Origin of the sequence: Paraburkholderia phenoliruptrix (assembly GCF_902859825.1) — a bacterium.
Taxonomy (GTDB): Bacteria; Pseudomonadota; Gammaproteobacteria; order Burkholderiales; family Burkholderiaceae; genus Paraburkholderia; species Paraburkholderia phenoliruptrix.
The window spans coordinates 590,649-613,706 of sequence record NZ_CADIKB010000001.1; the positions used below are offsets into that span (position 1 = coordinate 590,649).

Sequence of the window (23,058 nt, forward strand, 5' to 3'; positions counted from 1 at the left end):
ATTTTCCTGGTCGAGTCATTCACAGGATCAGATCATGGAAGCTAACCCTCCGCAGAAAACCGTCCTTCTCATTGGTGCATCGCGTGGTCTTGGCCTCGCCATGGCCGAGGAATACCTGAAACGCGGCTGGCGTGTGATCGCAACCGCGCGCGCCCATTCCACGCAGAGGCTGTGCGAACTTCGAGGCGCACTCGAAGTCGAGGTGCTGGACATCACCGTTGCACAGCAGGTGGCGGACTTGCGCGCTCGCCTCGCCGGCCGTCGGCTGGACGTGCTGTTCGTGAACGCAGGCGTCAAGAACGATGACCGCGAAACGATAGCGGACGTCTCCACCGACGAGTTCGTTCGTGTCATGGTGACCAATTCGCTGAGTCCGATGCGGGTAGTCGAGGCGTTCCATGACCTCGTTAAGCCGAGCGGCACCATCGGCGTTATGTCCTCCGGGCAGGGCAGCCTGACGAACAACGTGAATGGGAACTACGAGGTTTATCGCGGCAGCAAGGCCGCGCTCAACATGTTCATGCGCAGCTTCGCGGCACGTCACGCCGATGATCCGCGAACCTTGTTATTGATGGCGCCGGGCTGGGTGCGCACGGACATGGGCGGTCCGGAAGCCCGCCTGAGCATCGAAGAGAGCATTCCCAACCTGCTCGCTACGATGGAGGCTTACGAGGGCCGCTCCGGATTGCACTACCTCGATTACCTTGGGCGAGTCGTGCCGTGGTGAAGGGCTGACCGGAACGGGCATTCGCTTTAGCCTTCAGGCGATGTATCGGTGAACAGCGTATGGCGTGCATACGTGCCACTTGCGTCTGATACAGGAGCCGAATGGCCCGGCCTGTCATGCACCGGATTCTCGGCCGCAGTGAACGCGTAGCGCGTGAGCCATTCGCCATAACCCGCGACGAGAAAACCTCCCGAGCGTGCGATGTACTGCTCGCGGGACGCCTCATAGACGGTCCGTAGTGCGAACCATGGCACATGCGGCAAGTCATGGTGGACGAGATGAAAGTTGTTGTTCAGGTACAGCAGCCGCCAGAACACCCCCACCTCATTGATCACCGTGCGGTGCTCGCACGCATGCGCCGCGCGATGCTCGCGGAATGAGCGAATGGAGCCAAGCGACAGCGACCCGTAGCCCACGCCGAGAATGAAGAGCCAGGCTGGAAGTGAGCAAACATAGTGCAGCCACGCGGTGAGCGCGGCCAGCGCGGCGAAGTGTGCGAGCCATGCGGGGACATCGCGCCAATCGCGGTGTCCGATCTTGCGCAGTGCATCGACGCCAGTTGCAGCAATGGCAAATGCCGGTCCCAGCAGCAGGCGGCCGGCCAGCGTATTGCGGCAAGCGAGCAGCGCGCGCATCGCCCAGCCGGCGCGCTGCCACATTTCTCTGTCGACGAAGTAGCTTTCCGGATCGTGCCCCGGCTCGGTCAGGTGTGCATCGTCGTGATGCTGAAGATGCGAATCGCGATACACGCGGTACGGAAACCACACCGCAAGAGGCGCGAAACCAAAGAGTGCATTCAGCCGCGGCCAGCGTGTGGGATGGCCGTGGAGCAATTCGTGTTGCAAGGACATGTACCACGTGCTTGTCACGGCGAGCAGGGCGGTGGTCAGCGGCAAGCCCAGTTCGCGAGCATGCGTGGCAAGGCTCAACCATCCGCCGTAGATTGCGACGATCAGCAGCCATGTGGGCCACTGGGTGCGCCATGTGAGGCTCTTTGCGAGCGTGGCGATTGCGTTGCGCTGCGTGTCGTCGAGGTAAATCGCCATCGGCTGAATCGGTCCAATCCGTGTTTCAGACCGATGCTACGGGCCATTCGGCTTCGGCAGAACCAATTTGTTCGGGATTGCATTGCGCCATGGATGGCAAGGGCGCGTGCGTTGACTCCCTGCGATGGCCTCGGGGCACGCCTTCCCATTTTTGCACGTAAGAGTCGCAATTTGGAATGATGCGCCGCAAATGAGCGGCGCAAGTGCGCCACGCGCGGCGAGGCCGCCGCGGCACAGGGCCGTCAAGTTTTGCCTTGCTCCTGTTCATGCCCCGGTTGCGTATGCTCATGTTTGCCGCCCTGGTTTGCATGCTCTGGTGGATGAACGTCCCCCGCGCCCCGCTCGCCATTTTCGGGCGCCCCGCCGGTCACCGGCGCGCCGCGCTGGTTGCCGAACGACCCGCCGCCGGAAGCACCGGTGCTCTTCGATGGGTTGCCGCGATCGTCCCGTTCATCTGACGCAATGTTTGTCATGCCGTGCTCCTGTTCCAGTGCAATGGTGATTTCATCGGAGCAAAGGGCGCGCCTGCACCGCCGCTCTTCCTGGCGTTAACTGTTGGTGAGAGCCCACGACGAGCGCGCAGTGATTCGCATTTGCGACGCAGTCGCGAATGTGTCCTACCGCACAGAGTGGGAGCGATGGGCGGCTATTCTCAAAGAGGGAGATCTGTGCAATCTGTGCATCCAGGCGGCTAAACACGAGGTGACGATGGCTCAAGCGAGCGTACCCCTTTGCGTGGACCTTGATGGCACGCTGACAAGCACGGACCTTCTCGTCGAATCGTTCCTCGTACTTGTCAAGCGCAACCCGTTGTATGCACTGTTCTGCATTGGCTGGCTGTTTCGCGGCAAGGCTTATCTGAAAGAGCAGATTGCCCAACGCGTCGCGATCGATGTGACATTGCTCCCCTATAACGCACGCCTCATCGAATACCTGCGGGAAGAGCGGTCTTACGGCAGGGACCTGTATCTATGCACCGCCGCAAACCGCAAGTTCGCCGAGCAGATTGCGTTGCACTTCGGTTTCTTCAAAGGAATTCTGGCGAGCAATGAAGTGTTCAATCTGTCTGGTAATAACAAGGCGTCCGCATTGTCGGAGGAATTTGGTCCGCGCGGTTTCGACTATTGCGGCAACGCGCTGTCCGACGTGCCGGTTTGGAAACAGTGCAGACGGGCTATCGTCGTGGGCACCCGCCCGATTGCGGAAGCGGCAGAACTCGTGAATCAGAAGGTGGTGTTCTTCGAAGAACGGCGATCGCTCGTTGGCCTTACCGTTAGGGAAATGCGCGTTTACCAGTGGGTCAAGAACCTTCTGATTTTTGTGCCGCTGCTCGCCTCACATCGCTTTACGGAACCCGATACGGTCAAAGCCGAAAGCATTGCGTTTTTTTCTTTCTGTTTCTGCGCGTCGGCGGTCTATCTGCTCAATGACATGCTTGATCTCGACGCGGACCGCCGTCACGTGCACAAGCGCAATCGGCCGTTTGCGTCGGGGCAGTTATCTCTCGCGTTCGGCATGTTTCTGGGGAGCGTGCTTATCGTCGCCTCAGCGGGCTTTGCGCTGTTGTTACAGCCTATGTTTCAACTCGTGCTGGCCGGCTATTTCGCCACCACGCTCGCCTATTCGCTTAGTCTGAAACGGTTCATGCTGATCGACGTCTTTGTTCTCGCGGCGCTCTACACCGCGCGCGTCGTGGCGGGCGGCACGGCGGGGGATATTCCGCTGTCGGACTGGTTGATCATGTTTTCGATCCTCATTTTCCTGAGCCTCGCTATGGTCAAGCGCTACGCCGAACTGGACGCGCTGTTGCGCGAAGCGAAGGTCTGTGCGGTGGGGCGTGGCTATGTCACCCAAGACATGGCTATTCTGCGGTCGTTCGGCACGGCTTCGGGCTATGTGGCCGTGCTGGTTCTCGCGCTCTATATGAATTCTTCCGACGTTCGCCTGCTTTATCGGCACCCGCACGCACTATGGCTGTTATTCGGCTTGCTGCTCTTCTGGATCAGCCGTGTGTGGATGCTGGCGTTTCGCGGGGAGATGCACGACGACCCGATTGTATTCACCATGAGAAATCGTCTTAGTCTGCTTGTGGTTTGCCTTTGCGTGGCGACGGTAGTCGCGGCCAGCTGACTTTCGCCCTGACTCTCACCATCGGACCATGCCATTTTTCTTTCTGTTTTTGAGCGGCACGTGTAGTGCTCTCGCGAGTATCCTTTTGCGGCTCGCGGGGCGCGTCGACAACCACGCGCTGCTGTTCGGAATAAGCGGCCGGCCTGCTCTTTATCGACTAGCGGCGATAGCGGCCTATGGTGCCGGCTTCCTGCTCTATGCGCTGGCGCTCAAGCGGGTGGAACTGAGCGTGGCATATCCGCTGATGGTTGCGGTGACTATCCTGGAGATCCTGCTGTTCGGCGTCGTGTCCGGCGAGGCCATGACGCTTCGAACCGTGCTGGGCGCTGCGCTGCTTCTCGCAAGTGTGCTGCTGCTCTATCTGCCGGCCAAAGCTGGGCCTTGAATACTGACCGGCCGGGCTTTTTCAAGTACTTGCGATGCATCTGAACGAACAATATGGTTTGACACTGCATAATCAATAAAATCAGTGGGCTGGCCAAGCCGCATGGAACAAACGCCGACAAGCGCGCGCCAAGTTCGGCCAACGAACGTGAACGAGGTCGCCTTGATGGTGAACGAGCCCGGACAGTGGAACGTCATGTTGCCGCCCTCGATCTCAAGTGACGCCCCGCCGCTGTTAAGCGCGATCTTCGACTTCGCCGACACCTGCACGTCCGCACTTTCGCTGGCCATGCGCACCTGCTGCTTCGCGAACAGTTCCATGCCGTCAGTAAGAGCCGAGGCCGTGAACTTGCCCTTCGCCGCCGTGAGATTGATGCCGAGCCTGTGCGCGCACAGCGAGATCATGCCGCCCACCGCCATGCGCAAGCGTTGGACGACGCTCACGTCCATGTCCTGGTCTGCCGTAACGATCACGTTCTGCCCCGCCGAATGCTGCATCGATTTCGGCGTCACGAACGCCATGCCGCCGGGGGGCGCTCGCGAGCAACCCCGCGTCGCGCAGCTGGTTCAGGCCGTCGAGCAGCGAGGACTGTGTGGCACGATCGGCAGGATCGGCCCCGGCCTGCGTGGTCGCCGATGCCAGATCCGTCACACGCTGCAGGGCCGCCTTCAGTTGCGCGACGGCAGCGGGCATGTCCAGGTGCGGCGTGTCGGCGCCGGCTGCTGCGTCCGCCGAAAAAAACAGCCCCTTCGCTGCGCGAATGGTTGCCCACGCCTGGGTCGTCGCCTCGTAGCCCGTCCCGCGCGGGAGCTTTTTGCCATTGAGCAGATAACCGAGGTTCACCGCCGACTGGCTGCTCACTGTCGCGAGCCGCGCGCTTTCCTTCCCCTTCAGATCGTTAAAAACGACTTCAGCACCGAGCAATGGAGAGCGCCAGATGGCATAGCTATACAACGCATCCGTGCCCCGAACGGGATCGCGGTGCGCATAGTCATGCAGGGCGCCGGTGATATGCATGCGGTCCACGTCTGCGTGCGCCCCCTCCAGCAGCACCTCGGTTCCCGGTAGCAGTGGCGAGTGCAAACCGCCCTGATCCGATGACGAGACACGCACCAGGCGCAGTTTCAGCAGTTGCCGGTCGGTGTTGCCCGCACCCTGCAGGAACTTCGGCAGGACGGGATAACGGCCGTGCTCGTCCATACACCCGTAGGGCGTCGAATCAAAAGTTGTGACGACGCCTACAACGGGACCTTTCAGAAACCGCCAGTCCCGCTCGTAGTCAAATTTCGGTCGGTATGTCAGATGCGCAGGCATCGCCTTGAAGCGGGCATATGCCGGTTTCGTGCGACTGCCTTTCATGACCATCGACGTAATTACGAACCCGTATTCGGCGCGCGGCACCTTCACATTGGTCGTTTTCATGACGACGCCCGGCGCAATGCCCAGAGCGTTCGTCGTGCCCGATAGCGTCACCTGGCGCGCAATCTGTTCGTCACGCCGCGTCTCCGAGAGTGCCTCGCCCTGCTGCTGCGTCAGGTGGAACTCCGCGCTGCGGCTGACCTGTCCGAACACCGATCGGTCGTCGGCTTCACTGGATACGTTTGCCGTCGCCCGTAACGGAGCGTCCGGCGTGCGGTAGTTGCGCTCGTAAAGTTCGATCGTGGCGGGCACGAGGGTGCGCGCGTCGTTGAGGGACAGCACCGCCTCGTGGCACCCGGCCGAGAGGCCCGAATCCGGGATGAGCGGGACATCGATAGAACGGATATAAGCGCGCGGATTATTGGCAAAGACGATCGTATCGAGCTGGCCGCTCTTGCCTCGGCCCTGCTTGTAGAACCAGAAAACGCCCTTACGGCGGCAGTGCCGGGTGATGAAGTTCCATAAGGACTCTTCGTACATCACCACTTCTTCCATCTTCTCCAGCAGCCCTTCGATCTGGAACTCCACGTCGACGGCGTGGAAGTTCTTGCGATCAACCAGCGCCTGTCTGATCATCTCCTGCAACGTCACGTCCTTGAAGGTGTCTGACTTGACGATCCGCTTGCAGAGAGCGGCAAAGCGCGGCTCGATGCGCAGCCGGTAGGTCGCTTCGTCGCGGCTTACGCCGATACGCTCAATGCGCGTGATCACGCCGTTGAAGGTGGCAGCTTCATGATCGACCGGTTTGACGTAGCTGACCGAGGGCACGGCCACGCGCTCGTCGATCTGCAGCCCCGCGCGCCGTCCGACGTACTGCTTGCCGTCGAGATCGAGCTGCGACGAAGTCACGGTTACATCAGCCGTATACTCCTTGCAGAATCCCCCGCGCACCCGGAACTTGACCATGTCGAAGTCGTGTTCGAATATCCCGACCCAGACCCGCAGGCGCTGACTGAGACGCGCGCTCGGGTGGCGCAGTGCATCGGCGAAACTTCTGGTCACTGCATTCATACACACATCCCATTCCGGTTGAAAGGCGCGAGGTGAAATCGTTGCATTCGCAGCTATCGGCACCGAAAGTTAGGGGTTGCACCAGAAAAACGTCAATCGAATTGGACAGAGACGTCGGAATCAATCCACGTTTATGTTAAGCAAGGTCAAATTCGATGCATCTCATTTATTGAGATGCGATTGAGTGATAGAAGGCTGCGCGAACGAGTGGAAGGGGGTACCGCGCACGCATTTTCAGTGAGCGGTGTTAGCACCGACTGCCGAGCTTGATGACTCTCGATCCGCCTCACTTCCGACGTCGATATGCCCGGCCCCCGATAGCCTGACCTAGCCACGCAGGGGGCATCCCACTTCTTCGTAATTCCCGCTCGGACAGTTTTTCCAGCACATCGATATTTGCAGCCAGTGGTAACAAATGCTCCCATCCGCAGTGTTCGATGATTGCCTGGGCAGCGTATGGTCCTACACCGGATAGAACTACAGCTTCGACCATCGGCGGTGCGTCCCCCGTGCGCTCAGCACGGCATATGCCCACCACAACCGCCTTGCCCTGAAGTGCCACGTTGACTCGCGGTTGTCGGTAACCCGCTTGACCGTGCGTGGATATCGTTCGCTGTGCCGGGGGTGTCCGCGAGAGACACAGGGAGCGGTGCGAACATGCGCTCCTTCGTCACCTGCACGTGCGATCCCCATGCAAAGTCGAATTCGCGAATACGGTTCTGATAGGCAGCACGAAGCCGAAGGCGATCTATCTGACCCAGTGGGTAGTTAAGCAGCGCGTGGGCGAAACGGGCGTACTCAAGCATGGCCCGCATGTCCGACGCACTCTTGTCCTCCGCGCCTGCTACCTCCCAGCCACAGTGGCAAGCGTGCGACGGTTGACGCAGCAGGCGTGCGCGAAACTGGAAGGGTTGGCGACATGGACGGCAACTCGACAGCAAGCGCCCGCCGTGTCGCCAACATACCCCGACGCCCGGCAAATGGTGAGCACGGCGCCAGTAACCCATGCCGAACGCGTTGACGTCCTCTTTCACGCAGGCTCGACACAACCGCGGTTCTCCGTGATGGCCGACCACGCGGCGAGGTAATCGACTCACCAGGGTGCCCGACAGCACGTGATGTCGGGCAACGCGCGACTGGATGGTCTCGTCAGGCAGCGACGGAACAAAGAACAGGAGTACCAGCATCGATGTCATAAGGCAGCATACGCCGTCGAAAACTCAAGAGCATCTTCCGGCGGCCATCCGGCGTCTCTTAATGCAACATGCGGCGCTTCATGCCCGGCAAGGGCGCATGCTTCGGACGGAATCCGCTCTCCAGCGTTCGTCGTGCTGGTCACTGGATTGCGGGTCCTTTCGCGCGCCTCCGGAGGAGATGGCGTAGCGCTCGCAGCGACCGGTCGCCGCATATCACGACGCGTCGACAGCTGTGACGGCACACGCGCGTCGCTCTCGATTACTCCCATCATCGCGGCCGTGTGGCTGTCGGGTGGAAACAGATCCTCGAACTTCGCCATGCGTTCGGTCTTGCCGCTACGCAATGCATCGAGCGCGGCTTTGAGCAACTGCATCCATGTGTCGGCGATGGTGCGCAACCGCCTGACAGTCAAGCGTTCTTCGCCCGTATGGATCGCGTGCCGCTGTGCGAGAACGAGCAGCTTGATCAGGATGTCCGTTACCCCGTGCGTCAGGTCGTACAACACGTCGCGCAGCTTAGCGATAAGTGGCTCTGCATGGCGAATCCACTGGTACTGCCATGCCGCATCCACCAGGAGCGCCCACGCCGGATCGTCGCACGCTGGTTGCCTCAAGTCGGTCAGCCCGAGCCCCGTGGCGCGTCTTGCATTGCACATCACATCCGAGAAGAGATCGATCATCATCGAATTTGTGCCCACGAACACGACCGGTATGCCGATAGAGTTGACGAGGGTCACGAAGAAGTTGAGCATGTTGTCTTTGCCACCGGTCTTCGCCACGCGCAGATGCTGCAGCTCGTCGACAATCAGCACGCCGACGCAATGCGTGCTCGCGATCTGTTCAATCTGGTGAACAAGCGGGACGATCCCACGTACTGAACTGTAGCGTTTGCATAGCGCGCGTGTTCGATCGCCCGGTCAATGGCGCGAAAGAAAGCGTGGCATAGCCCTGTGAGCGAACCGTCGAGCGGACATTCGATCTTCAGCCAGGGGATCTGCACCTGAACAAGCTCGTGGCCCCTGTACTGCTGGCGACGAATTGCCTGCGGATAGAGCCGGAGAATGGATTTCAGTGCCGTAGATTTGCCGATCCCGCTCAGCCCCACGACGCTCAGTGTGGATGCGGTCGGTCGAACTTCCACAACGAAGGTCGCGACAGCGCTCGCCTTTTCCTATGCATTATGTGTTGCGGTCATTGGGCCGCGTCACGAGCGCGCGCCCGTTTCTTGCCTGCATCGCCAGCCGCGGAAGCGAACAGGCGGCACTCCACAGTATCGGCCAAAACGGCGAATTTTTTGAAGCGCAGCGTGCGCAAACGCGCATTCGGGAATCGATGCTGGGCATGTCACGGTGGCAATTCACATAATCTGGGTGTACTGCAGGTCGCCCAGACGACTCGTTGTTCGAACGAATTTCGTGAGGTGGTTAATACCTTCCTGTCCCGGCACCTATTATTGTTGACGCAAAATATGAACAGCTTCGATACCAGCATCGAGACTTTCTTGAGCGGATTCAATGCCTGCGCACTGTGCAACCATGCGGTGCAAGCCATCGCGGATATGTACACCTTCAAGGGCCTCGTCCTGATCCCGGTGCTGTGGTGGATATGGTTTCAGTCGTCGGAGCGCCGCGAATGGCGGCGCGAAGTCGTCATTGCGACGGCCGTAAGCGGGCTTCTCGCTCTTCTCGTGGGAAGGCTCCTCGCGCATTTCCTGCCGTTCAGGACGCGCCCCGCGTTTACTCCCGAACTACACCTTCATTTTCCATTTGTCCCGCAACAGGAGAGCATGCTGTCCGCGTGGAGTTCGTTTCCGAGCGACCATGCCATGCTGTGGATGTCGATTGCAGTCGGTATTTTTATTATTTCGCGCCGGGTCGGGACGCTGGCGCTGCTCTACGTCATCCTCTTCATCTGCCTGCCGCGCGCCTACCTCGGCTTTCATTATCCGACTGACCTGTTGGCCGGTGCGGCCATTGGTATCGTCATCACTTACATCATGACGCGCGACGCGGTAAGAAGCCGCTATGCGCCGCATGCGCTGCGTTGGATCGAGCGCTACCCCGGGCTGTCGGCGATGCTCGGCTTTGTGCTGTGTCTGGAACTGGTTACTCAGTTTGACGAAATCAGAACCTTCGCGACATCGGTGTTTAAAGTCGTTTGATCTGTCTGTTATCCGTAAGAATACCGAAATGATCGGCGCATAGCCCGCGGTGAAAGGCGTGCGGGCGCGCACGGACTGAACGCTTCCAATAGTCTGAGAGGAACCTCGATGATTGATCGGCAACGAATCGCTCAGGGCGCCAAGCCATTGCATCTGTGGGGCGTGTGGTTCGTAGCCACTCTCGTAGCTTCTTCACCGCTCTTCGTCACCTCGATTCCGCCGTTGGGTCAGCACTTTTATAACATCGTCAGAATAGACATTCTGTCGCGTCCGGACGTCTACGCAGGCAACTTCGTCGTTCAGTGGGACGCCTTGCCCGATCTCGCGATGGACCTGACGCTCCCATGGATTGCACGGCTCATGCCGGTGGAATGGGCGGCGTGGTGGTTTATTGTTGTCGAGCTGGCGCTGCTCACGTCGGGTTGCCTCGTGTTGAGCCGTGCGGTCAATGGGCGCTGGTCGTGGTTCCCGCTGACAAGTTTCCTGCTGCTTTACAACTGGATCCTGATACGCGGCTACGACAACTTCCTCTTCGGTGTGGGTCTTTGCTTGTGGGCGATTGCTCTGCACGTGGCGCTGCGCCAGGCAACGCTCGCGCGGATCGCCGTGTCGTCATGCAGCGCGCTTCTGATCTACTTCTGCCATCTGTTTCCACTCGCGGTTTTCGCGCTCGTAACAGGAACGTGGGAACTCGGCTGTCTGCTGCAGGAGGGCAGGCTGCGCGGTCGTTCGCTCGCGACGCATGCAAGCGCAAGCCTCGTTCCGTTGATCGTGCCCTTTGTACTGCTCGCACACAGCAGTACCGGCGGTCTTCGCGGATCGATTGACTTTGGCTTCGTTCATATCTTTGCCAAGGTGAGCCGTTGGCTCGATGTATTTGCGGTGGGTAATCCGCGGGCCGATGTCGTCATTCTGGTAGCGCTCGTCGTGACGTTAGTCGCCGGCTTTCTGCTGAGATGGTGGACGTGCAGGCCAGAGTGCCGGATAACGCTCATCGCGCTGCCACTGGTCGCGTTATTTGCGCCGTTTTCGGCATTTGCCTCGTACGGTGTTGTCGAGCGATGCGCATTGAGCTTCGCATTTCTGCTCACTGCGCTGGTCGATGTGCGCGCGTCTGCACCGCGGCTGCAACGTATCGGCGCTGTGGCGCTTGCCATTGTGTTCGTGTTCCGCATTGCGACGGTGACTTCCGACTGGCGTGCGGCCAAGCCCGGCATTCAGGCATACAGGGACACGTTTGCGTCGTTGAAGTCGGGCTCGGTGCTGCTCCAGTACAAACAGGATACGACATACCCGTCGCCGAGAACCGCGCCTGACCGCTGGAATCCGTATCTGGACAAAGTCGTCGCACTCGCAACGCTCGACGGTATTCTGGTGCCGGACCTCTATTTGAAAGCCGGCCAACAGCCTGTGCTTTATCGCAGCGAAAATGCGGCGTTAAGGAAGTTCCAGGACGATGTCGAGAACGGCGACAACGCTTTCCGCGCAGACGATCGCATGTTGCGCGCGTGGGCGGCGGAGTTGCAGAACAGATTTCCGGATCTTCACAGCCGGTTCACGGAGGTCTATCTCGCCGTCTTCGATCCGCGCCGACGCCTTTCCGAAACGCTGGCCGGCTGGCAGCTTGTCGCGACCCTACCGGAGCATCGGCTTTACCGCATGCTTCCATGATGGTTGCGAGAAATGTTCCACTTCACTATCGCGCGATCGTCATGAACGATCAGGTGTGACACAGGCGGATCGCCTTGGATGTTGCAGCGACCCGCCTGAAAGCGTGAGTGCCCGCAAGCGCACATGACTCCTGCTAGTGCGTGGAGAATACCGATATCCCGCCGTTCGGAAAGCCAGCCGCACCGCCCTGGAAGGGGACGTACACTTGCCCCAGCGTACTGTCGACAGCGACGGAGTGCGCGCCTGTGCCGACCGGAACCTTAAAGAGCAATTGTCGCGACGCACCGTCTATCACGCCCATCTGCGGACTGAATCCCGAAGAAGCCGCAGTGCCGCTTGTCACGTAATGCCGCGCCGGCAGGAAATAGCGGTTGGAAACCGGGTCGTAGTCGACCTGATCTACGCCGCCGAATGGCACCGTGGCGCGGATTGCCCCGCTCGTGCGGTCAAGAATCAGCGTGATCAACGGATCGCCCGGCGATGGGTCGCATCCAACCAGCACGTCGTTATTCGGCCCGAGTACGATGCCCGTCGGCGCGCATTTGCCGAGCGGAAACGATTTGCTCACTGAAGGATTGCCGGCCGCCGCGGAACTCGCGCTAATCACATCGAGCTCTCCGTCGGGATTGGCCGCGGTTCCGTCGTTGTTGATGAGGAAACTCCTCGAGCGGGAGTCGTACGTGCAGGCCTCGAGCCCCGATGAACCGTTGAAAGGCAGTTTCACGACGACCTGTTGAGTCTGCGTCGAAATGAAGGTGACAAATGGCGGCGATTCTCCCGGACTCGCAAACATCACAAGATGATCGTCCGGGTCGTAACAACCTTCATCCACGCGCGATCCGGAGCTGCTGATGGCAATGGTATTGATGGTTTTTCTCGCAGATGTGTCGATGACCTTCACCGAGCCGACGTCGCCCACGTAGATGGTGTGGGTGCCGGTAATGCCGACGATTCCGTCAGGACCGGACGCATCTGTCGTTGCACCGATACCGGCGAACGGTCCGGGAATTTGCGCGACCAGCGTGTTGGATTTCGTATCGACGACATCGACTGCCTTGTTATTGCGGTCCGCCAGAAAGTAGTTGCCGGCCTCCACATAGCCGATATCGAAACTGAACGATGGGCTCGACGCATTCGGCACCACGATATTCGTCACCAACTTCGGCGGCGTTGGGCTGCTGACGTTGTCTCCTCCTCCGCAGCCGGACAACGCAGCCACACCGACCAGCGTCAGGGCGATCAGGCGCTTTTCCATACTCGTCTCCTTTACTTTATTAGCCCAGATACTCATTCCTTAAGGAATCTTAAGAAATGGTATTTGGGGTCTGTCAATACGCTTCACACAATGGGCGTCTGAAGGGCAATCGGAAAGTAAAAGTTATTTATGGTCTGCATTGGGGGGACGCTATACGTGTAACCCGATTTGAAGCTTCACAGAGCCGATGCGCATGGTTCAACTCCGCCGTCATGGCGCCCGTCTCATGGAATTCCCCTAAGAAAACCGGGGTGTGATGAAAGCGCAGAGAAGGATTTGTCCTCTCATAATCGCGCCGTGAATACAGGGTGAACGTAAGCGATGAGAGGGGGCGTCGACACTCCTGCGGCGTCAGCGAAACTGTCGATTAGCCCTACATATCACAACATTTTGCTTTCATATCGGCTTGCATTCAGCTTGGCGCGACTATATGAGAAGCCAATTGAAAGCGTGGCAGGCGCGCGAACGACGCGAGGAAAAGTGAATCATGATGCGAAGCCTGCGCGCGCGGCTGCTTGCGTGGCTACTGGTGCCGGTTGCCGCGTTTATGTGCGTCACTGGGCTCATGTCATATGACGCGGCTCGCGAGACCGCCAGCCTTCTGCAGGACAACGCCTTATTTGCGTCAGCGCGAATCATCGGAGAAGACGTCAATTGGGAAGAGGGGGAACTGATCGCGAGGATCCCGCCGGCCGCGCTGGAGATGTTCGAGTCGCCGTACCAGGACCAGGTGTTCTACCGAGTGGTAAAGGGGCGAGCGCGCCTGCTCGGAGGCAATCCGGATCTTGCGCTGCCTGCGCATGCAACCCAGGGGCCCGTGTTTTACGACACGATGCTCGACGGCCACCGCGTTCGCGCGGTCGCATACGAGCGCGAGTTGTACGACTCAGGCGCAACCGAGCCGGTGACGGTTGTCGTGGGCAAGACCCAGGCATCGTATCGAGCGATGCTGGAAAACCTCTGGCGTCCGCAGTTGCTGCGCGAGGGATTCATGCTCGCGCTCGTGATTGCGTTTGTACTGCTTGGGCTGACGTTCGAATTGCGGCCGCTCGTGAAGCTGAAGGACGACGTCGCCGATCGCGACGCGCTGCAACTGCAACCGGTCAATATCGAGCGCCTGCCTTCTGAGTTGCGTCCTGTTGCCGACGCGATCAATCAATGTATTGCGCGTCTGAAACTGCATGCAACGACGCAGCGCAAGTTTATTGCCGACGCCGCGCATCAGCTGCGCACGCCGCTCGCACTGCTTGGAACGCAGGTTCAGTGCGCCCGCCCGTGCGGACGTTGCGGCCCGCTTCTGACCGATGCGCTGGCTGGCATCCGCCGCAGCACCGCGAAGATGACCGAGATGACGAATCAGTTGCTGATGCTGGCGCAGGCCGAGTCGTCGCCGCGTGACAGCACACCTGCCAAAGTCGACGTCGCCGCTGTCCTCTCATGCGTGCTGGAAGATCTCGTTGACGCCGCGCAGCGGCGCGGGATCGATATCGGCGCGGAGTTGGACGGCGAGGCGTACATTGCGGGCAGTTCGATGCTGTTGACTGCTCTCGTTTCAAACCTTGTCGATAACGCCATTCGCTACACGCAGAACGGCGGACGGGTCACCGCAACGTGCCGGACGGAGGGCGGCGAGGTCGTAGTGCAGGTTATCGACAACGGGCCCGGCATTCCGGCCGAGGCGCGCGCGCATGTCTTCGAGCGCTTCTATCGTGGGACGACCGATGCAGAAGGAACGGGACTGGGTTTATCGATTGTGCGCGAAGTTGCGCACTCGCATGGTGGAACCGTCGAATTGGAACCGGCGGCCGGGCGTACCGGTCTCGTCGTGACGGTTCGAGTGCCGAAGTGGCGCGATTGAGGAAAGTGCGATGAAGCTACTACTGGTTGAAGACAACACGGAGCTTGCGCATTGGATCGCCAACCTGCTGCGCCTCGAGAACTTCGCAGTGGACAGTGTTCCGGATGGCGAGTGTGCCGATGTAGTGCTTACGACACAACGCTACGACGTCGTCGTGCTCGATCTTCGGCTGCCGCGAATGGATGGTCGCGAGGTACTCGCGCGTTTGCGCCGCCGCGGCGACAACGTGCCGGTCATCATGCTGACGGCGCACGGTTCGACCGACGACAAGGTTGACTGTTTCAGCACGGGTGCGGACGACTATGTCGTCAAGCCGTTTGACGCCCGCGAACTGGTCGCGCGTATCAAGGCGCTGATTCGCCGGCAATCGGGCGGCATGTCGTCGTGCCTCACGTGTGGTGACCTGCAATACCTATCCGATACGCGGGAGTTCTTTCACAACGACGCGCGACTCGCGCTGCGGCGCCGCGAGCATACGGTTCTGGAAACTTTGATGTTGCGAAAGGGCAAGACCGTATCGAAAGCCGTGCTGATGGAGAGCGTGTTCAGCCTGGATGACGAGCCGAGTGCCGACGCCATCGACATCTATATCCACCGGCTGCGCAAACATCTCTCCAATTCCAGTGCGCAAATCACCACGCTGCGCGGTCTCGGCTACATTCTCCGGCCGAAAGAGTTCGAATAGCGGGGACGAGGAGCAGAGTTATCGGATGAATCGGTAAATCCACTTAGTTGTACAAAAGGTACAGGAAAGGAGGGTGAAGGATTCGGATCGCTACGATTCGTCCATTAGGTGCCGTATGGCGCTACACGATTAGAAAAGCCGCGCACTCGCGAGCAGAGAAGGCAGATTTTCAACGCAGCAACTTGAGGAGACGAACTTGAAGAAAAGATACCTGACGCTGGCTGTCGCAGCCGGTGTTTGCGGGGCAACGGGCGCGCATGCGCAATCGAGCGTGCAGCTGTACGGGCTGATGGACCTGAGCGTGCCGACTTATCAGTCGCATGCGAATGCCAAGGGAGATCACGTCATCGGTATGGGTATTGATGGCGAGCCGTGGTTCAGCGGCAGCCGGTGGGGCTTGAGGGGCGCAGAAGATCTCGGCGGCGGGTCCAAGATCATCTTCAGGCTCGAAAGCGAATACGTCGTGGCTAACGGCGAAATGGAAGATCCCGGTCAGATCTTCGACCGCGACGCGTGGGTGGGTATCGAGAACGATGCCTTCGGCAAGATTACGGCAGGGTTTCAGAACACCATTGCCCGCGACGCCGCGGCCATTTACGGCGACCCTTACGGCAGTGCGCGCCTGACGACGGAAGAGGGCGGCTGGACCAACTCCAACAACTTCAAGCAGATGATCTTCTACGCGGCCAGCGCGACCGGCACGCGGTACACCAACGGCGTGGCGTGGAAGAAGCTCTTCAATAACGGTATCTTCGCCAGCGCGGGTTACGCATTCGGTAACTCGACCAGTTTCGGTTCCAACTCGAACTATCAGGCAGCGCTGGGTTACAACGGCGGCCCCTTCAACGTGTCGGCCTTCTATAGCCACGTGAATCGCGCCGGCATCACCAACCAGTCGTATTCGGTGGGTGGCAACTACACGTTCGGCATTCTGCGCGCCAACGCGGGCTATTTCCGGTATCTGGGCAACCAGGGCGCACTCGGTCAACGTCAGGACAACGCGTGGACTGTGTCGCTCAAGCTGTCGCCCAAGGGCCCGTTCGATTATGAACTCGGCTATCAGCAGATGCGCGTGAAGAACGCGGCGTATAACGCGGACGGCAACATTCCCAACGCGAACATCGGCGCATTCGATCCGACGTCAGGTCTGCACAATGGCTACAAGGAAACGCTCTACTGGTCCGGGTTCTATCACCTGTCCAAGCGTACTGAGGTATATCTGGCCGGCGACTATATGAGACTGCACGGCGGCTATACGGTTGGCAGCACATTCGGTGCGACGAACCAGCTCGAATTGACGACGGGTGTTCGCACGCGCTTCTGATCGTTCAGCACTCACGCGCCGGCAGGCCGGCGATGAGCGCATTCCTCGCATTTCCTTTAAGGCGGCGAACCGTGGGTTCGCCGCTTTGTTCTCCTACCACCAAAAGGTTATGGAAACCTTAAGGGCGCGCGCAATTCACGCCAATTGCCAGTGTGCGACCGGCACCGCAACGGCGTTATAAAACCGAAAGCACCGATTCATCTGGAGGACTTAAAGTCACTGCACATTTGCGTCCGTATTACCGATTCTTTCGCGACCATGCCAAAAGGACAGGACATGAAGACGATCAGGAGATGGATGCGCGTGCATGCAGCAATTGGCGCCGGAGTTGTGCTAGGTGGCCTCTATTCGCAAGGCGCCGCTGCGCACAACGGTCAGGACGACGAGCACCGGCATGATGCGGTGAAGCACGTATTGCTGATCAGCTTCGACGGTTTGCATGAGCAGGATGTGGCGCGTTGCATCAACTCGAACGCCTGCCCTAATCTCGCGTTGCTGGCGAAAGCCGGGACGACCTATACGAATACCTATACGCCGGGTCTTTCGGACTCATTTCCGGGGCTCGCGGCGTTGGTGACCGGCGGCTCGCCCAAAACGGCGGGTCTTTTCTACGATGTGTCGTACGACCGCACGCTCTACGCTCCTTCCGATACCAGCTGCACAGGCAAGCAGGGTTGGAATGTGGTGTTCGACGAGACGACCGGCATCGACGCGGAGAACGGCGGTGCACTGACGCACCTGAACGGCGGCGGCGCATTCAATCCGCAGGCGATTCCCCATGCGCTCGTCAACGGCGTATGCCAGTCCGTCTATCCCCACAACTATGTGCAGACCAACACGATTTTCGAAGTGGTCAAGCAGAACCTGACCGGCGCTCGCACGGCGTGGGCGGATAAGCACGCGTGGGGCTACGACTGGTTGAATGGGCCATCGGGCGCAGGGGTCGACGACCTCTCGCGCACGGAGATCAACTCGATTGATCCGGCCACCAACACCGACTACACCGACCGCTACACGCACACGGAGAGCTTCGACAATCTGCACGTGCAGTCGCTTATCGACGAGATCGACGGAAAGGATTCGACAGGTCAGTCGAGCGCAAGTGTGCCCACGGTGTTCGGCGCCAACTTCCAGACACTGAGCGTGGCGCAAAAAGCGCCGGTCGCGAAGGGCGGCGGCTACCTGGATGCGAGCTTCACGCCCGGGCCGCAGGTGAGCGCCGCGATTACCTATCTGGATGGCGCATTGGGCCGGATCGTGTCCGAACTGAAACAGCAGAACCTTTATTCGTCGACGGCGATCATCGTGACGGCCAAGCATGGACAGTCGCCGACCGATCACTCGAAGCTCGTCAAGAACGGCGACACGCTCACAAAGTTGCTTGAAGCGAATAACTATCTTGATGCGAACGGCAACTTCGGGCAGGCCAATACGAAAAGCGGAAACCTCAATGACGGGACCGGCCTCGTCGATACCGGCATGGTGCAAACCGACGATGTGGGCCTCATCTGGTTGCGCGACCAGCGCCAGCTGTCCGCAGCGGTGAAAACGCTGAAGGACAACCTGGGCTGCAACGCACCGGGGATTTGCGCGGATGGTCCGAACGCGTACATCCTTTACGGACCGCAACTGGCGGCAAAGTTCGGCGATCCGGCTCGCGGACGCACACCCGACATCGTGGTACAGCCCAATCCGGGCGTCATTTACACATCGAGCACGTCAAAGGACGAAGAACACGGCGGCAATGCGCCGGACGATAGCCATCTCGGCCTCGTGGTCTATACGCCTCGCGCGCATCGCGCGGGGCAGATCGTCGACGAGCGCGTAGTGACGACGCAGGTGGCCCCCACGATCCTGCGCATGCTCGGTCTTGCTCCTGAGTTACTGCATTCTGTTGCCCGCGAAGGAACACGCGCGCTACCCGGCCTGGAACGCGGGCATTTCTAGGCGCGGTATTTTCTCTTCGGTTTGATGGGCGCGTCCGTTACTGCAGCGCAGACTGCAGCGCGGACGTGCCGCCCACTAGCCCCGTCCACGGCAAATGGAGGGGGCGTAGTCATTCGGGCGCATTTTCGCTACTGTGTGGGTTCGAGTGCAGGCGATCGGACGGGCGGGTCATTGTGCCCCTATGCCGTCAGAGGTGGCGCGCGACACGTGCGATACGTCTGATGAATGCGTCCGCAAAACGCCCCGATTGCACGCACGACGGCACACCCGCGGAGACGAGATCATGTGGGGCGACTGGAAAGTGCGCGTCAGACTGTTCGTGCAGCGCTTCTGGCAACCGACCAGCGCGTGCATGACCTGCATGCCGGGCAGCTGGACCAATGTTCTGAGCGTGGGCCACTGGGCCATCGCGCTTCAGACAGGGCTATTCACCGGCATTCTGGCGGTCCTTCTGACGTTCACTCCTGCGAGAAAGCTCTACGCACATCGATACGGCAATGCACTTATCGTAGGGTGCCTCACAGCTTTGGGCGATGCCTACTCGCACCGCAGTCACTATCGCATTCCCATTGTCGAGCACCTGCTGACCGGCGTGATGTCGGGTTTGATCGCGCTGGCCGCTTCGTATCTGCTGGAAGATCGCGGGCGGAGAATTCGGGCCGTCTGGGCTCGCGTGTTCGGATAAGCCGTTCCTGAACTGCGCCGTTAGAAGAGCCCGGTTTCAGCGATAATCATGATGTACGCGAGCCACATGGGTGCTCATCCTGTGCTGATCGTCTGCGAAACGGGCCCAACCTAAATGAAACGACTGCTTATCGCTGCACTAGCGGCCACCTGTGTCGCCAGTTCCCTTCACGCTCAAACCCACGACGCAGGCCCGCTCGATACCCCCACGGGCAAACTGCAATTTGCACGCGACGGCCACGGCTTTGTTGCATTGCTTCAAAACGACGCCTTCGATCGGTTCAGTGCCAATACGCTGACCCATTTCGACGAGTTGAACAACGCGGACGACACCGTTGCGCGCACACTCGTACAAACGGACGTAGGGCCCGTGCTGTACGACTTGCGGCGCCGTCCACCGCTTGTGCAGCATATCGGCACGCGTATGACAGTCAGACGCCTGTTCTGGCAAGGCGACGAGGTGGTGATGCAGGGCTCACAAGGCTGGTTCCGCTTCCAGCGCGGTGTGTTGACCAGGCTGCAGTCGTCCACGACCACGTACCATTGATTGTCCGCATGGGCGAGCCACATCCCGATTGCATCCTCGTCGCCGCCGGCAAACTCGCGCCCGCTGCTCAAGGCGCGTCGGCGACATGGCACGCGTGATCGAGCAGGCCCTCGGCTGAACCGCTGCCGTTGTTCGCATCCAGACCGCTGCTCACCAGCAGCCAGCCGTCTTTGTCTGCCGACGGCCCCGCGCCCGTCACGAGGATGGTTTGCATCGCCATCGCATCGGCGTTCGGGTTGTCGCGTGCAACGACGCGGAACGGATCGCTCGCACCGGTCAGCGCAGTCACGCGCATGATCCGGTAGCGGCTGCCGTCCAGCGTGTCCCACTGCCAGTTGCCGGGCGCGTCTTTCGAATGTCGTGCGAGCGCGTGGCTGATGTCGTCGCGCATGCAGTCGATATGAATATGCAACTGGTTCTGCGTGCGGCGGAATTGCGAATTGATTTCGAGCCCTAAGTGATTGTCCGGCAGCGTGCGCTTGACCGAGCGATTCACATAACCCCGTGCGGCCCATGCGTCGGCCCAATAGGCTGGCGCACGCGGCGCGAGCACGAGCGGACTTTCGATGCCGGTGACGCGGTCCGTCGGAATCAGCAGATATTGCGAACGTCCCACGATATCCTTCAGGATTGCATAGCGTTTCTCGAGATCGACCAGCGTGCATTGACCGGGCGTGCCGCTGGCCTGTTGCGAGGGCACGCAGCGGATATCGACGATTTTCCACAACGCGTCGGGATCGACTGCTGCGAGGCGGGCGCAGCCCGCCACGGCCAGCACCATGCCGAGCACGGCCGCCGTTCGCCTGACGTGTTGCGCGCCGCGATGCATCATGCGGCGCTCTGGGGATGGGGAAACAAGAAGCTCGCTAGCAGGTGTCGGCGATGTCGGCGCGTGAGCGTGGGTTGTCGGTGGCAGCATCGTTTATCGGTTTCAAAGCACGGGCGGCGGGACTTCGCCGAGCAGCTGTTCAAACGCCACGCCGATGGCGAGCAGGTGCCTGTCGCTGCCGAGCGGTCCGTCCAGTTCGAGGCCGACCGGCAAGCCTTGCGCGCTGATTCCCGCCGGCAGGGACAAACCGGGAATACCGGCGGTGCTGGCGGGGTCGGTATTGCGCAGAAAGGCTTCCATGGTGTCGACAGGCGGCGCGCCGTCGATCGAAACCGTCGACGAACCGTTGATCTCGTCCATGGGCACAGCGGTGAGCCGCGTGGTCGGAAAGAGGAGCGCATCGAGCCGTTCGTCGGCGAAAGTTGCAGCCATATAGGCCTGCAAAAGCGGTCGCCAGTGATTGAGCGCGGCCTCATAGCGCGAGTCGAGCGCGCCCGCGAGCACCGCGTCATAGATCTCCCGCACGTCCGGACTCGCAATGCGCGCGGCCAGCTCCGCGACCGTCTGCACCGGCGCATGGTTCGCAACGAGCCACGCTTTTACATCGACGCGCGCTTCGTAAATCGCAATCGGGCCGCCGACCATGCCGTTCAGGTCTTCCAGTTCGCTCATTTGAACCGGCACAAAAACGACACCCGCGGCCTCGAGCTTTTTGAGTGCGGCACGCGCGACGTCTTCGACCTGTTGCGCAAGGCCGGACCACAGCGGCGCCGGCAAGCCGATGCGCAAGCCGTTCAGCGCGATGGCCGGCAGTGGACCGGCGCCGCTTATCACGCCGTCGAGCAGCGCGATGTCGGCAGCGCTGCGGGCCATGGGGCCGACGGTATCGCGCGTGTGGCTGATCGGCACGACGGCGTCGGGGTCGTGATAGCGCCGCTCGCTGCCGCCATTGCCGACCGACGGACGAAAGCCCGCGGTGCCCGTCAACGCGGCGGGAATGCGCGTGGAGCCGCCGGTGTCGGTACCGAGCCCCGCGGGCGCAATGCGCGCTGCAATGGCCGCGGCCGTGCCGCCCGAGGAGCCGCCGGGAATCAGCGTGGGATCGTACGGATTGCGCACGGGGCCCGCGTGCGCGGCCAGGTTCGTGCTCGTGATGCCGAACGCGAGCTCGTGCATATTGGCCTTGCCGAGGATAATCGCGCCCGCGTCGAGCAGGCGTTGCACCGACGGCGCATTGGCGTCCGGCACGAAACCTTCAAGAGCGGGCGTGCCTGCGGAGGTGGGCAGCCCTACGGTATTGATGTTGTCCTTGACGACGATCGGCAAGCCGGCAAGCGGCAGTTGCGCCTTTGCTTCGGCGGATAGCGCATCGATGCGGCGTGCGGCGGCAAGGGCGCCGTCGAGGTCGATCACGGTCAGCGCGTTGAGCGTCTCTAATGCGGCTGCGCGCGCGAGCAATGTCGCGACATAATCCGTTGCTTGAAGCCGCCCCGACTGGATCGCGGCGACGGCTTGTGTTGCGCTCAACGCGAGTTGTTCATCGACGGTCCATGTCATCGCCGGGCTCCGGATGGTTCAGTGCCCGGTGCGCGCGAACGGCTGACGAGGCGCAGCGTGAATGCCCAGTGGCGCAGGCTGTGGTGTTTCGCAACATCTGTCAATGTAGGGGACATGGCAGGCGTAAAGAGAGCGACTCGAGGTGTCGCCTATTCTGTCACAATGCCCCGACATACGGTGCCGGCGCTGCCTGTCGCCGGCACGCGTCATCTTCCATTCCGTGTCACTGGTGATTGTCGACCCACATGCGTGCCCAGCGGAATGCATAGGCGAGCGCGTGCTCTTCGTCGAAGAAATAGTCGAGCGCGTCAAAGCAATAAGACTGGCGGCGGCTCGAGCTCGCTTTTTCGATGGTCAGGTTTGCGGCGAATAGCCCATTGGGCAAACGTTGCGCCGCTGGCGCGACTTCGTAGCCCTTGTAGCGGATATGTGAATTCATGGTCGTGGCGGTGAAGTGCCCGCATATTTTGCAAAGAGCCGGTACACATGACGCCTCGCGTTCGCGTTTGCGTCGGCATCAGGCGGCGGATGAGTCGGCGGGCAGGCTCAAGCGTAGGCCGCGCTGAAGGGCCCGTGAACCAATCATTCTTCGCACGCAAATCAGCGGGGATCCGGAACGCTCTTCA

Annotated in this window: 18 protein-coding genes and 2 pseudogenes; 11 read left to right on the forward strand and 9 right to left on the reverse strand. The window is 60.4% G+C overall.

Going from position 1 to position 23,058, the window contains the following annotated elements; translation table 11 throughout:
* The first annotated feature begins 34 nt into the window (after positions 1 to 34).
* Complete coding sequence (locus tag HV711_RS02705) at positions 35 to 727, forward strand: SDR family NAD(P)-dependent oxidoreductase (RefSeq protein WP_035476987.1); 693 nt, start codon at positions 35 to 37, stop codon at positions 725 to 727.
* Positions 728 to 753: 26 nt separating this feature from the next.
* On the opposite strand, the gene HV711_RS02710 is transcribed toward HV711_RS02705, so the two are convergent.
* Together HV711_RS02710 and HV711_RS02715 are read right to left on the reverse strand one after the other, a co-directional pair.
* Entirely contained in the window at positions 754 to 1,773 is a 1,020-nt protein-coding gene (locus tag HV711_RS02710) for a fatty acid desaturase (protein ID WP_035476912.1), read from the reverse strand.
* A 242-nt stretch (positions 1,774 to 2,015) separates the two neighbouring features.
* The gene (locus tag HV711_RS02715) at positions 2,016 to 2,246 is read right to left on the reverse strand and encodes a hypothetical protein (RefSeq protein ID WP_035476909.1); all 231 of its coding nucleotides are present in this window, start codon (positions 2,244 to 2,246) and stop codon (positions 2,016 to 2,018) included.
* Positions 2,247 to 2,481: 235 nt separating this feature from the next.
* On the opposite strand from HV711_RS02715, the gene HV711_RS02720 reads away from it, so the two are divergent.
* Both HV711_RS02720 and HV711_RS02725 read left to right on the forward strand, forming a co-directional pair.
* On the forward strand, positions 2,482 to 3,903 hold the full coding sequence (locus HV711_RS02720) for a UbiA family prenyltransferase (RefSeq protein WP_035476908.1): 1,422 nt from the start codon (positions 2,482 to 2,484) through the stop codon (positions 3,901 to 3,903).
* Between the two features lie 85 nt (positions 3,904 to 3,988).
* On the forward strand, positions 3,989 to 4,288 hold the full coding sequence (locus HV711_RS02725; RefSeq protein WP_244142627.1) for a DMT family transporter: 300 nt from the start codon (positions 3,989 to 3,991) through the stop codon (positions 4,286 to 4,288).
* Here the strand turns inward: HV711_RS02725 and HV711_RS33375 are convergent.
* The 3 genes and pseudogenes from HV711_RS33375 to HV711_RS02735 all read right to left on the reverse strand — a co-directional run bounded on the left by HV711_RS33375 (position 4,261) and on the right by HV711_RS02735 (position 9,055).
* Positions 4,261 to 4,809: a DUF2345 domain-containing protein gene (locus HV711_RS33375; protein WP_341809878.1), complete on the reverse strand. Its 549-nt coding sequence runs from the start codon at positions 4,807 to 4,809 to the stop codon at positions 4,261 to 4,263. The genes HV711_RS02725 and HV711_RS33375 overlap by 28 nt on opposite strands.
* A gap of 172 nt (positions 4,810 to 4,981) precedes the next feature.
* Positions 4,982 to 6,718: pseudogene (locus tag HV711_RS02730) on the reverse strand (type VI secretion system Vgr family protein); the annotation flags it as partial.
* Between the two features lie 1,192 nt (positions 6,719 to 7,910).
* Positions 7,911 to 9,055 (reverse strand): annotated as a pseudogene (locus tag HV711_RS02735) (ATP-binding protein).
* A 327-nt stretch (positions 9,056 to 9,382) separates the two neighbouring features.
* Between HV711_RS02735 and HV711_RS02745 the strand changes: the two are divergent.
* Together HV711_RS02745 and HV711_RS02750 are read left to right on the forward strand one after the other, a co-directional pair.
* Entirely contained in the window at positions 9,383 to 10,075 is a 693-nt protein-coding gene (locus tag HV711_RS02745) for a phosphatase PAP2 family protein (protein WP_013590412.1), read from the forward strand.
* 108 nt (positions 10,076 to 10,183) lie between these two features.
* Positions 10,184 to 11,746: a hypothetical protein gene (locus HV711_RS02750; protein WP_035476894.1), complete on the forward strand. Its 1,563-nt coding sequence runs from the start codon at positions 10,184 to 10,186 to the stop codon at positions 11,744 to 11,746.
* 133 nt (positions 11,747 to 11,879) lie between these two features.
* Here the strand turns inward: HV711_RS02750 and HV711_RS02755 are convergent, their stop codons facing one another.
* Complete coding sequence (locus HV711_RS02755; RefSeq protein WP_035476891.1) at positions 11,880 to 13,001, reverse strand: YncE family protein; 1,122 nt, start codon at positions 12,999 to 13,001, stop codon at positions 11,880 to 11,882.
* Between the two features lie 487 nt (positions 13,002 to 13,488).
* On the opposite strand from HV711_RS02755, the gene HV711_RS02760 reads away from it, so the two are divergent.
* The 6 genes from HV711_RS02760 to HV711_RS02785 all read left to right on the forward strand — a co-directional run bounded on the left by HV711_RS02760 (position 13,489) and on the right by HV711_RS02785 (position 20,046).
* Positions 13,489 to 14,859, forward strand: coding sequence for a sensor histidine kinase (locus HV711_RS02760; RefSeq protein ID WP_035476890.1), 1,371 nt, complete (start codon positions 13,489 to 13,491; stop codon positions 14,857 to 14,859).
* 10 nt (positions 14,860 to 14,869) lie between these two features.
* Complete coding sequence (locus tag HV711_RS02765; RefSeq protein ID WP_013590408.1) at positions 14,870 to 15,544, forward strand: response regulator; 675 nt, start codon at positions 14,870 to 14,872, stop codon at positions 15,542 to 15,544.
* 196 nt (positions 15,545 to 15,740) lie between these two features.
* A complete protein-coding gene (locus tag HV711_RS02770) occupies positions 15,741 to 16,868 on the forward strand; it encodes a porin (protein ID WP_035476887.1) in 1,128 nt (375 codons plus the stop codon).
* A gap of 276 nt (positions 16,869 to 17,144) precedes the next feature.
* The gene (locus HV711_RS02775; RefSeq protein ID WP_035476885.1) at positions 17,145 to 18,815 is read left to right on the forward strand and encodes an alkaline phosphatase family protein; all 1,671 of its coding nucleotides are present in this window, start codon (positions 17,145 to 17,147) and stop codon (positions 18,813 to 18,815) included.
* 283 nt (positions 18,816 to 19,098) lie between these two features.
* Positions 19,099 to 19,500, forward strand: coding sequence for a hypothetical protein (locus HV711_RS02780; protein ID WP_013590405.1), 402 nt, complete (start codon positions 19,099 to 19,101; stop codon positions 19,498 to 19,500).
* A 114-nt stretch (positions 19,501 to 19,614) separates the two neighbouring features.
* Positions 19,615 to 20,046 (forward strand): hypothetical protein, encoded by a 432-nt coding sequence (locus HV711_RS02785; RefSeq protein WP_035476882.1) that lies wholly within the window; start codon positions 19,615 to 19,617, stop codon positions 20,044 to 20,046.
* A 67-nt stretch (positions 20,047 to 20,113) separates the two neighbouring features.
* Here HV711_RS02785 and HV711_RS02790 read toward each other — a convergent pair whose 3' ends face one another.
* From HV711_RS02790 to HV711_RS02800, 3 genes are all read right to left on the reverse strand, one after another.
* On the reverse strand, positions 20,114 to 20,878 hold the full coding sequence (locus HV711_RS02790) for a CDP-diacylglycerol diphosphatase (RefSeq protein ID WP_013590403.1): 765 nt from the start codon (positions 20,876 to 20,878) through the stop codon (positions 20,114 to 20,116).
* A gap of 99 nt (positions 20,879 to 20,977) precedes the next feature.
* Complete coding sequence (iaaH, locus tag HV711_RS02795) at positions 20,978 to 22,432, reverse strand: indoleacetamide hydrolase (protein WP_035476880.1); 1,455 nt, start codon at positions 22,430 to 22,432, stop codon at positions 20,978 to 20,980.
* 223 nt (positions 22,433 to 22,655) lie between these two features.
* Positions 22,656 to 22,871 (reverse strand): DUF6566 family protein, encoded by a 216-nt coding sequence (locus HV711_RS02800; protein ID WP_013590401.1) that lies wholly within the window; start codon positions 22,869 to 22,871, stop codon positions 22,656 to 22,658.
* Positions 22,872 to 23,058 lie beyond the last annotated feature (187 nt).

Excerpts from the sequence above, each read along its gene's own strand:
- HV711_RS02705 (WP_035476987.1), top strand. The coding sequence starts at position 35 with ATGGAAGCTAACCCTCCGCAGAAAACCGTCCTTCTCATTGGTGCATCG.
- HV711_RS02710 (WP_035476912.1), bottom strand. The coding sequence starts at position 1,773 with ATGGCGATTTACCTCGACGACACGCAGCGCAACGCAATCGCCACGCTC.
- HV711_RS02715 (WP_035476909.1), bottom strand. The coding sequence starts at position 2,246 with ATGACAAACATTGCGTCAGATGAACGGGACGATCGCGGCAACCCATCG.
- HV711_RS02720 (WP_035476908.1), top strand. The coding sequence starts at position 2,482 with ATGGCTCAAGCGAGCGTACCCCTTTGCGTGGACCTTGATGGCACGCTG.
- HV711_RS33375 (WP_341809878.1), bottom strand. The coding sequence starts at position 4,809 with ATGGCGTTCGTGACGCCGAAATCGATGCAGCATTCGGCGGGGCAGAAC.
- HV711_RS02745 (WP_013590412.1), top strand. The coding sequence starts at position 9,383 with ATGAACAGCTTCGATACCAGCATCGAGACTTTCTTGAGCGGATTCAAT.
- HV711_RS02750 (WP_035476894.1), top strand. The coding sequence starts at position 10,184 with ATGATTGATCGGCAACGAATCGCTCAGGGCGCCAAGCCATTGCATCTG.
- HV711_RS02755 (WP_035476891.1), bottom strand. The coding sequence starts at position 13,001 with ATGGAAAAGCGCCTGATCGCCCTGACGCTGGTCGGTGTGGCTGCGTTG.
- HV711_RS02760 (WP_035476890.1), top strand. The coding sequence starts at position 13,489 with ATGATGCGAAGCCTGCGCGCGCGGCTGCTTGCGTGGCTACTGGTGCCG.
- HV711_RS02765 (WP_013590408.1), top strand. The coding sequence starts at position 14,870 with ATGAAGCTACTACTGGTTGAAGACAACACGGAGCTTGCGCATTGGATC.
- HV711_RS02775 (WP_035476885.1), top strand. The coding sequence starts at position 17,145 with ATGAAGACGATCAGGAGATGGATGCGCGTGCATGCAGCAATTGGCGCC.
- HV711_RS02780 (WP_013590405.1), top strand. The coding sequence starts at position 19,099 with ATGTGGGGCGACTGGAAAGTGCGCGTCAGACTGTTCGTGCAGCGCTTC.
- HV711_RS02785 (WP_035476882.1), top strand. The coding sequence starts at position 19,615 with ATGAAACGACTGCTTATCGCTGCACTAGCGGCCACCTGTGTCGCCAGT.
- HV711_RS02790 (WP_013590403.1), bottom strand. The coding sequence starts at position 20,878 with ATGATGCATCGCGGCGCGCAACACGTCAGGCGAACGGCGGCCGTGCTC.
- iaaH (WP_035476880.1), bottom strand. The coding sequence starts at position 22,432 with ATGACATGGACCGTCGATGAACAACTCGCGTTGAGCGCAACACAAGCC.
- HV711_RS02800 (WP_013590401.1), bottom strand. The coding sequence starts at position 22,871 with ATGAATTCACATATCCGCTACAAGGGCTACGAAGTCGCGCCAGCGGCG.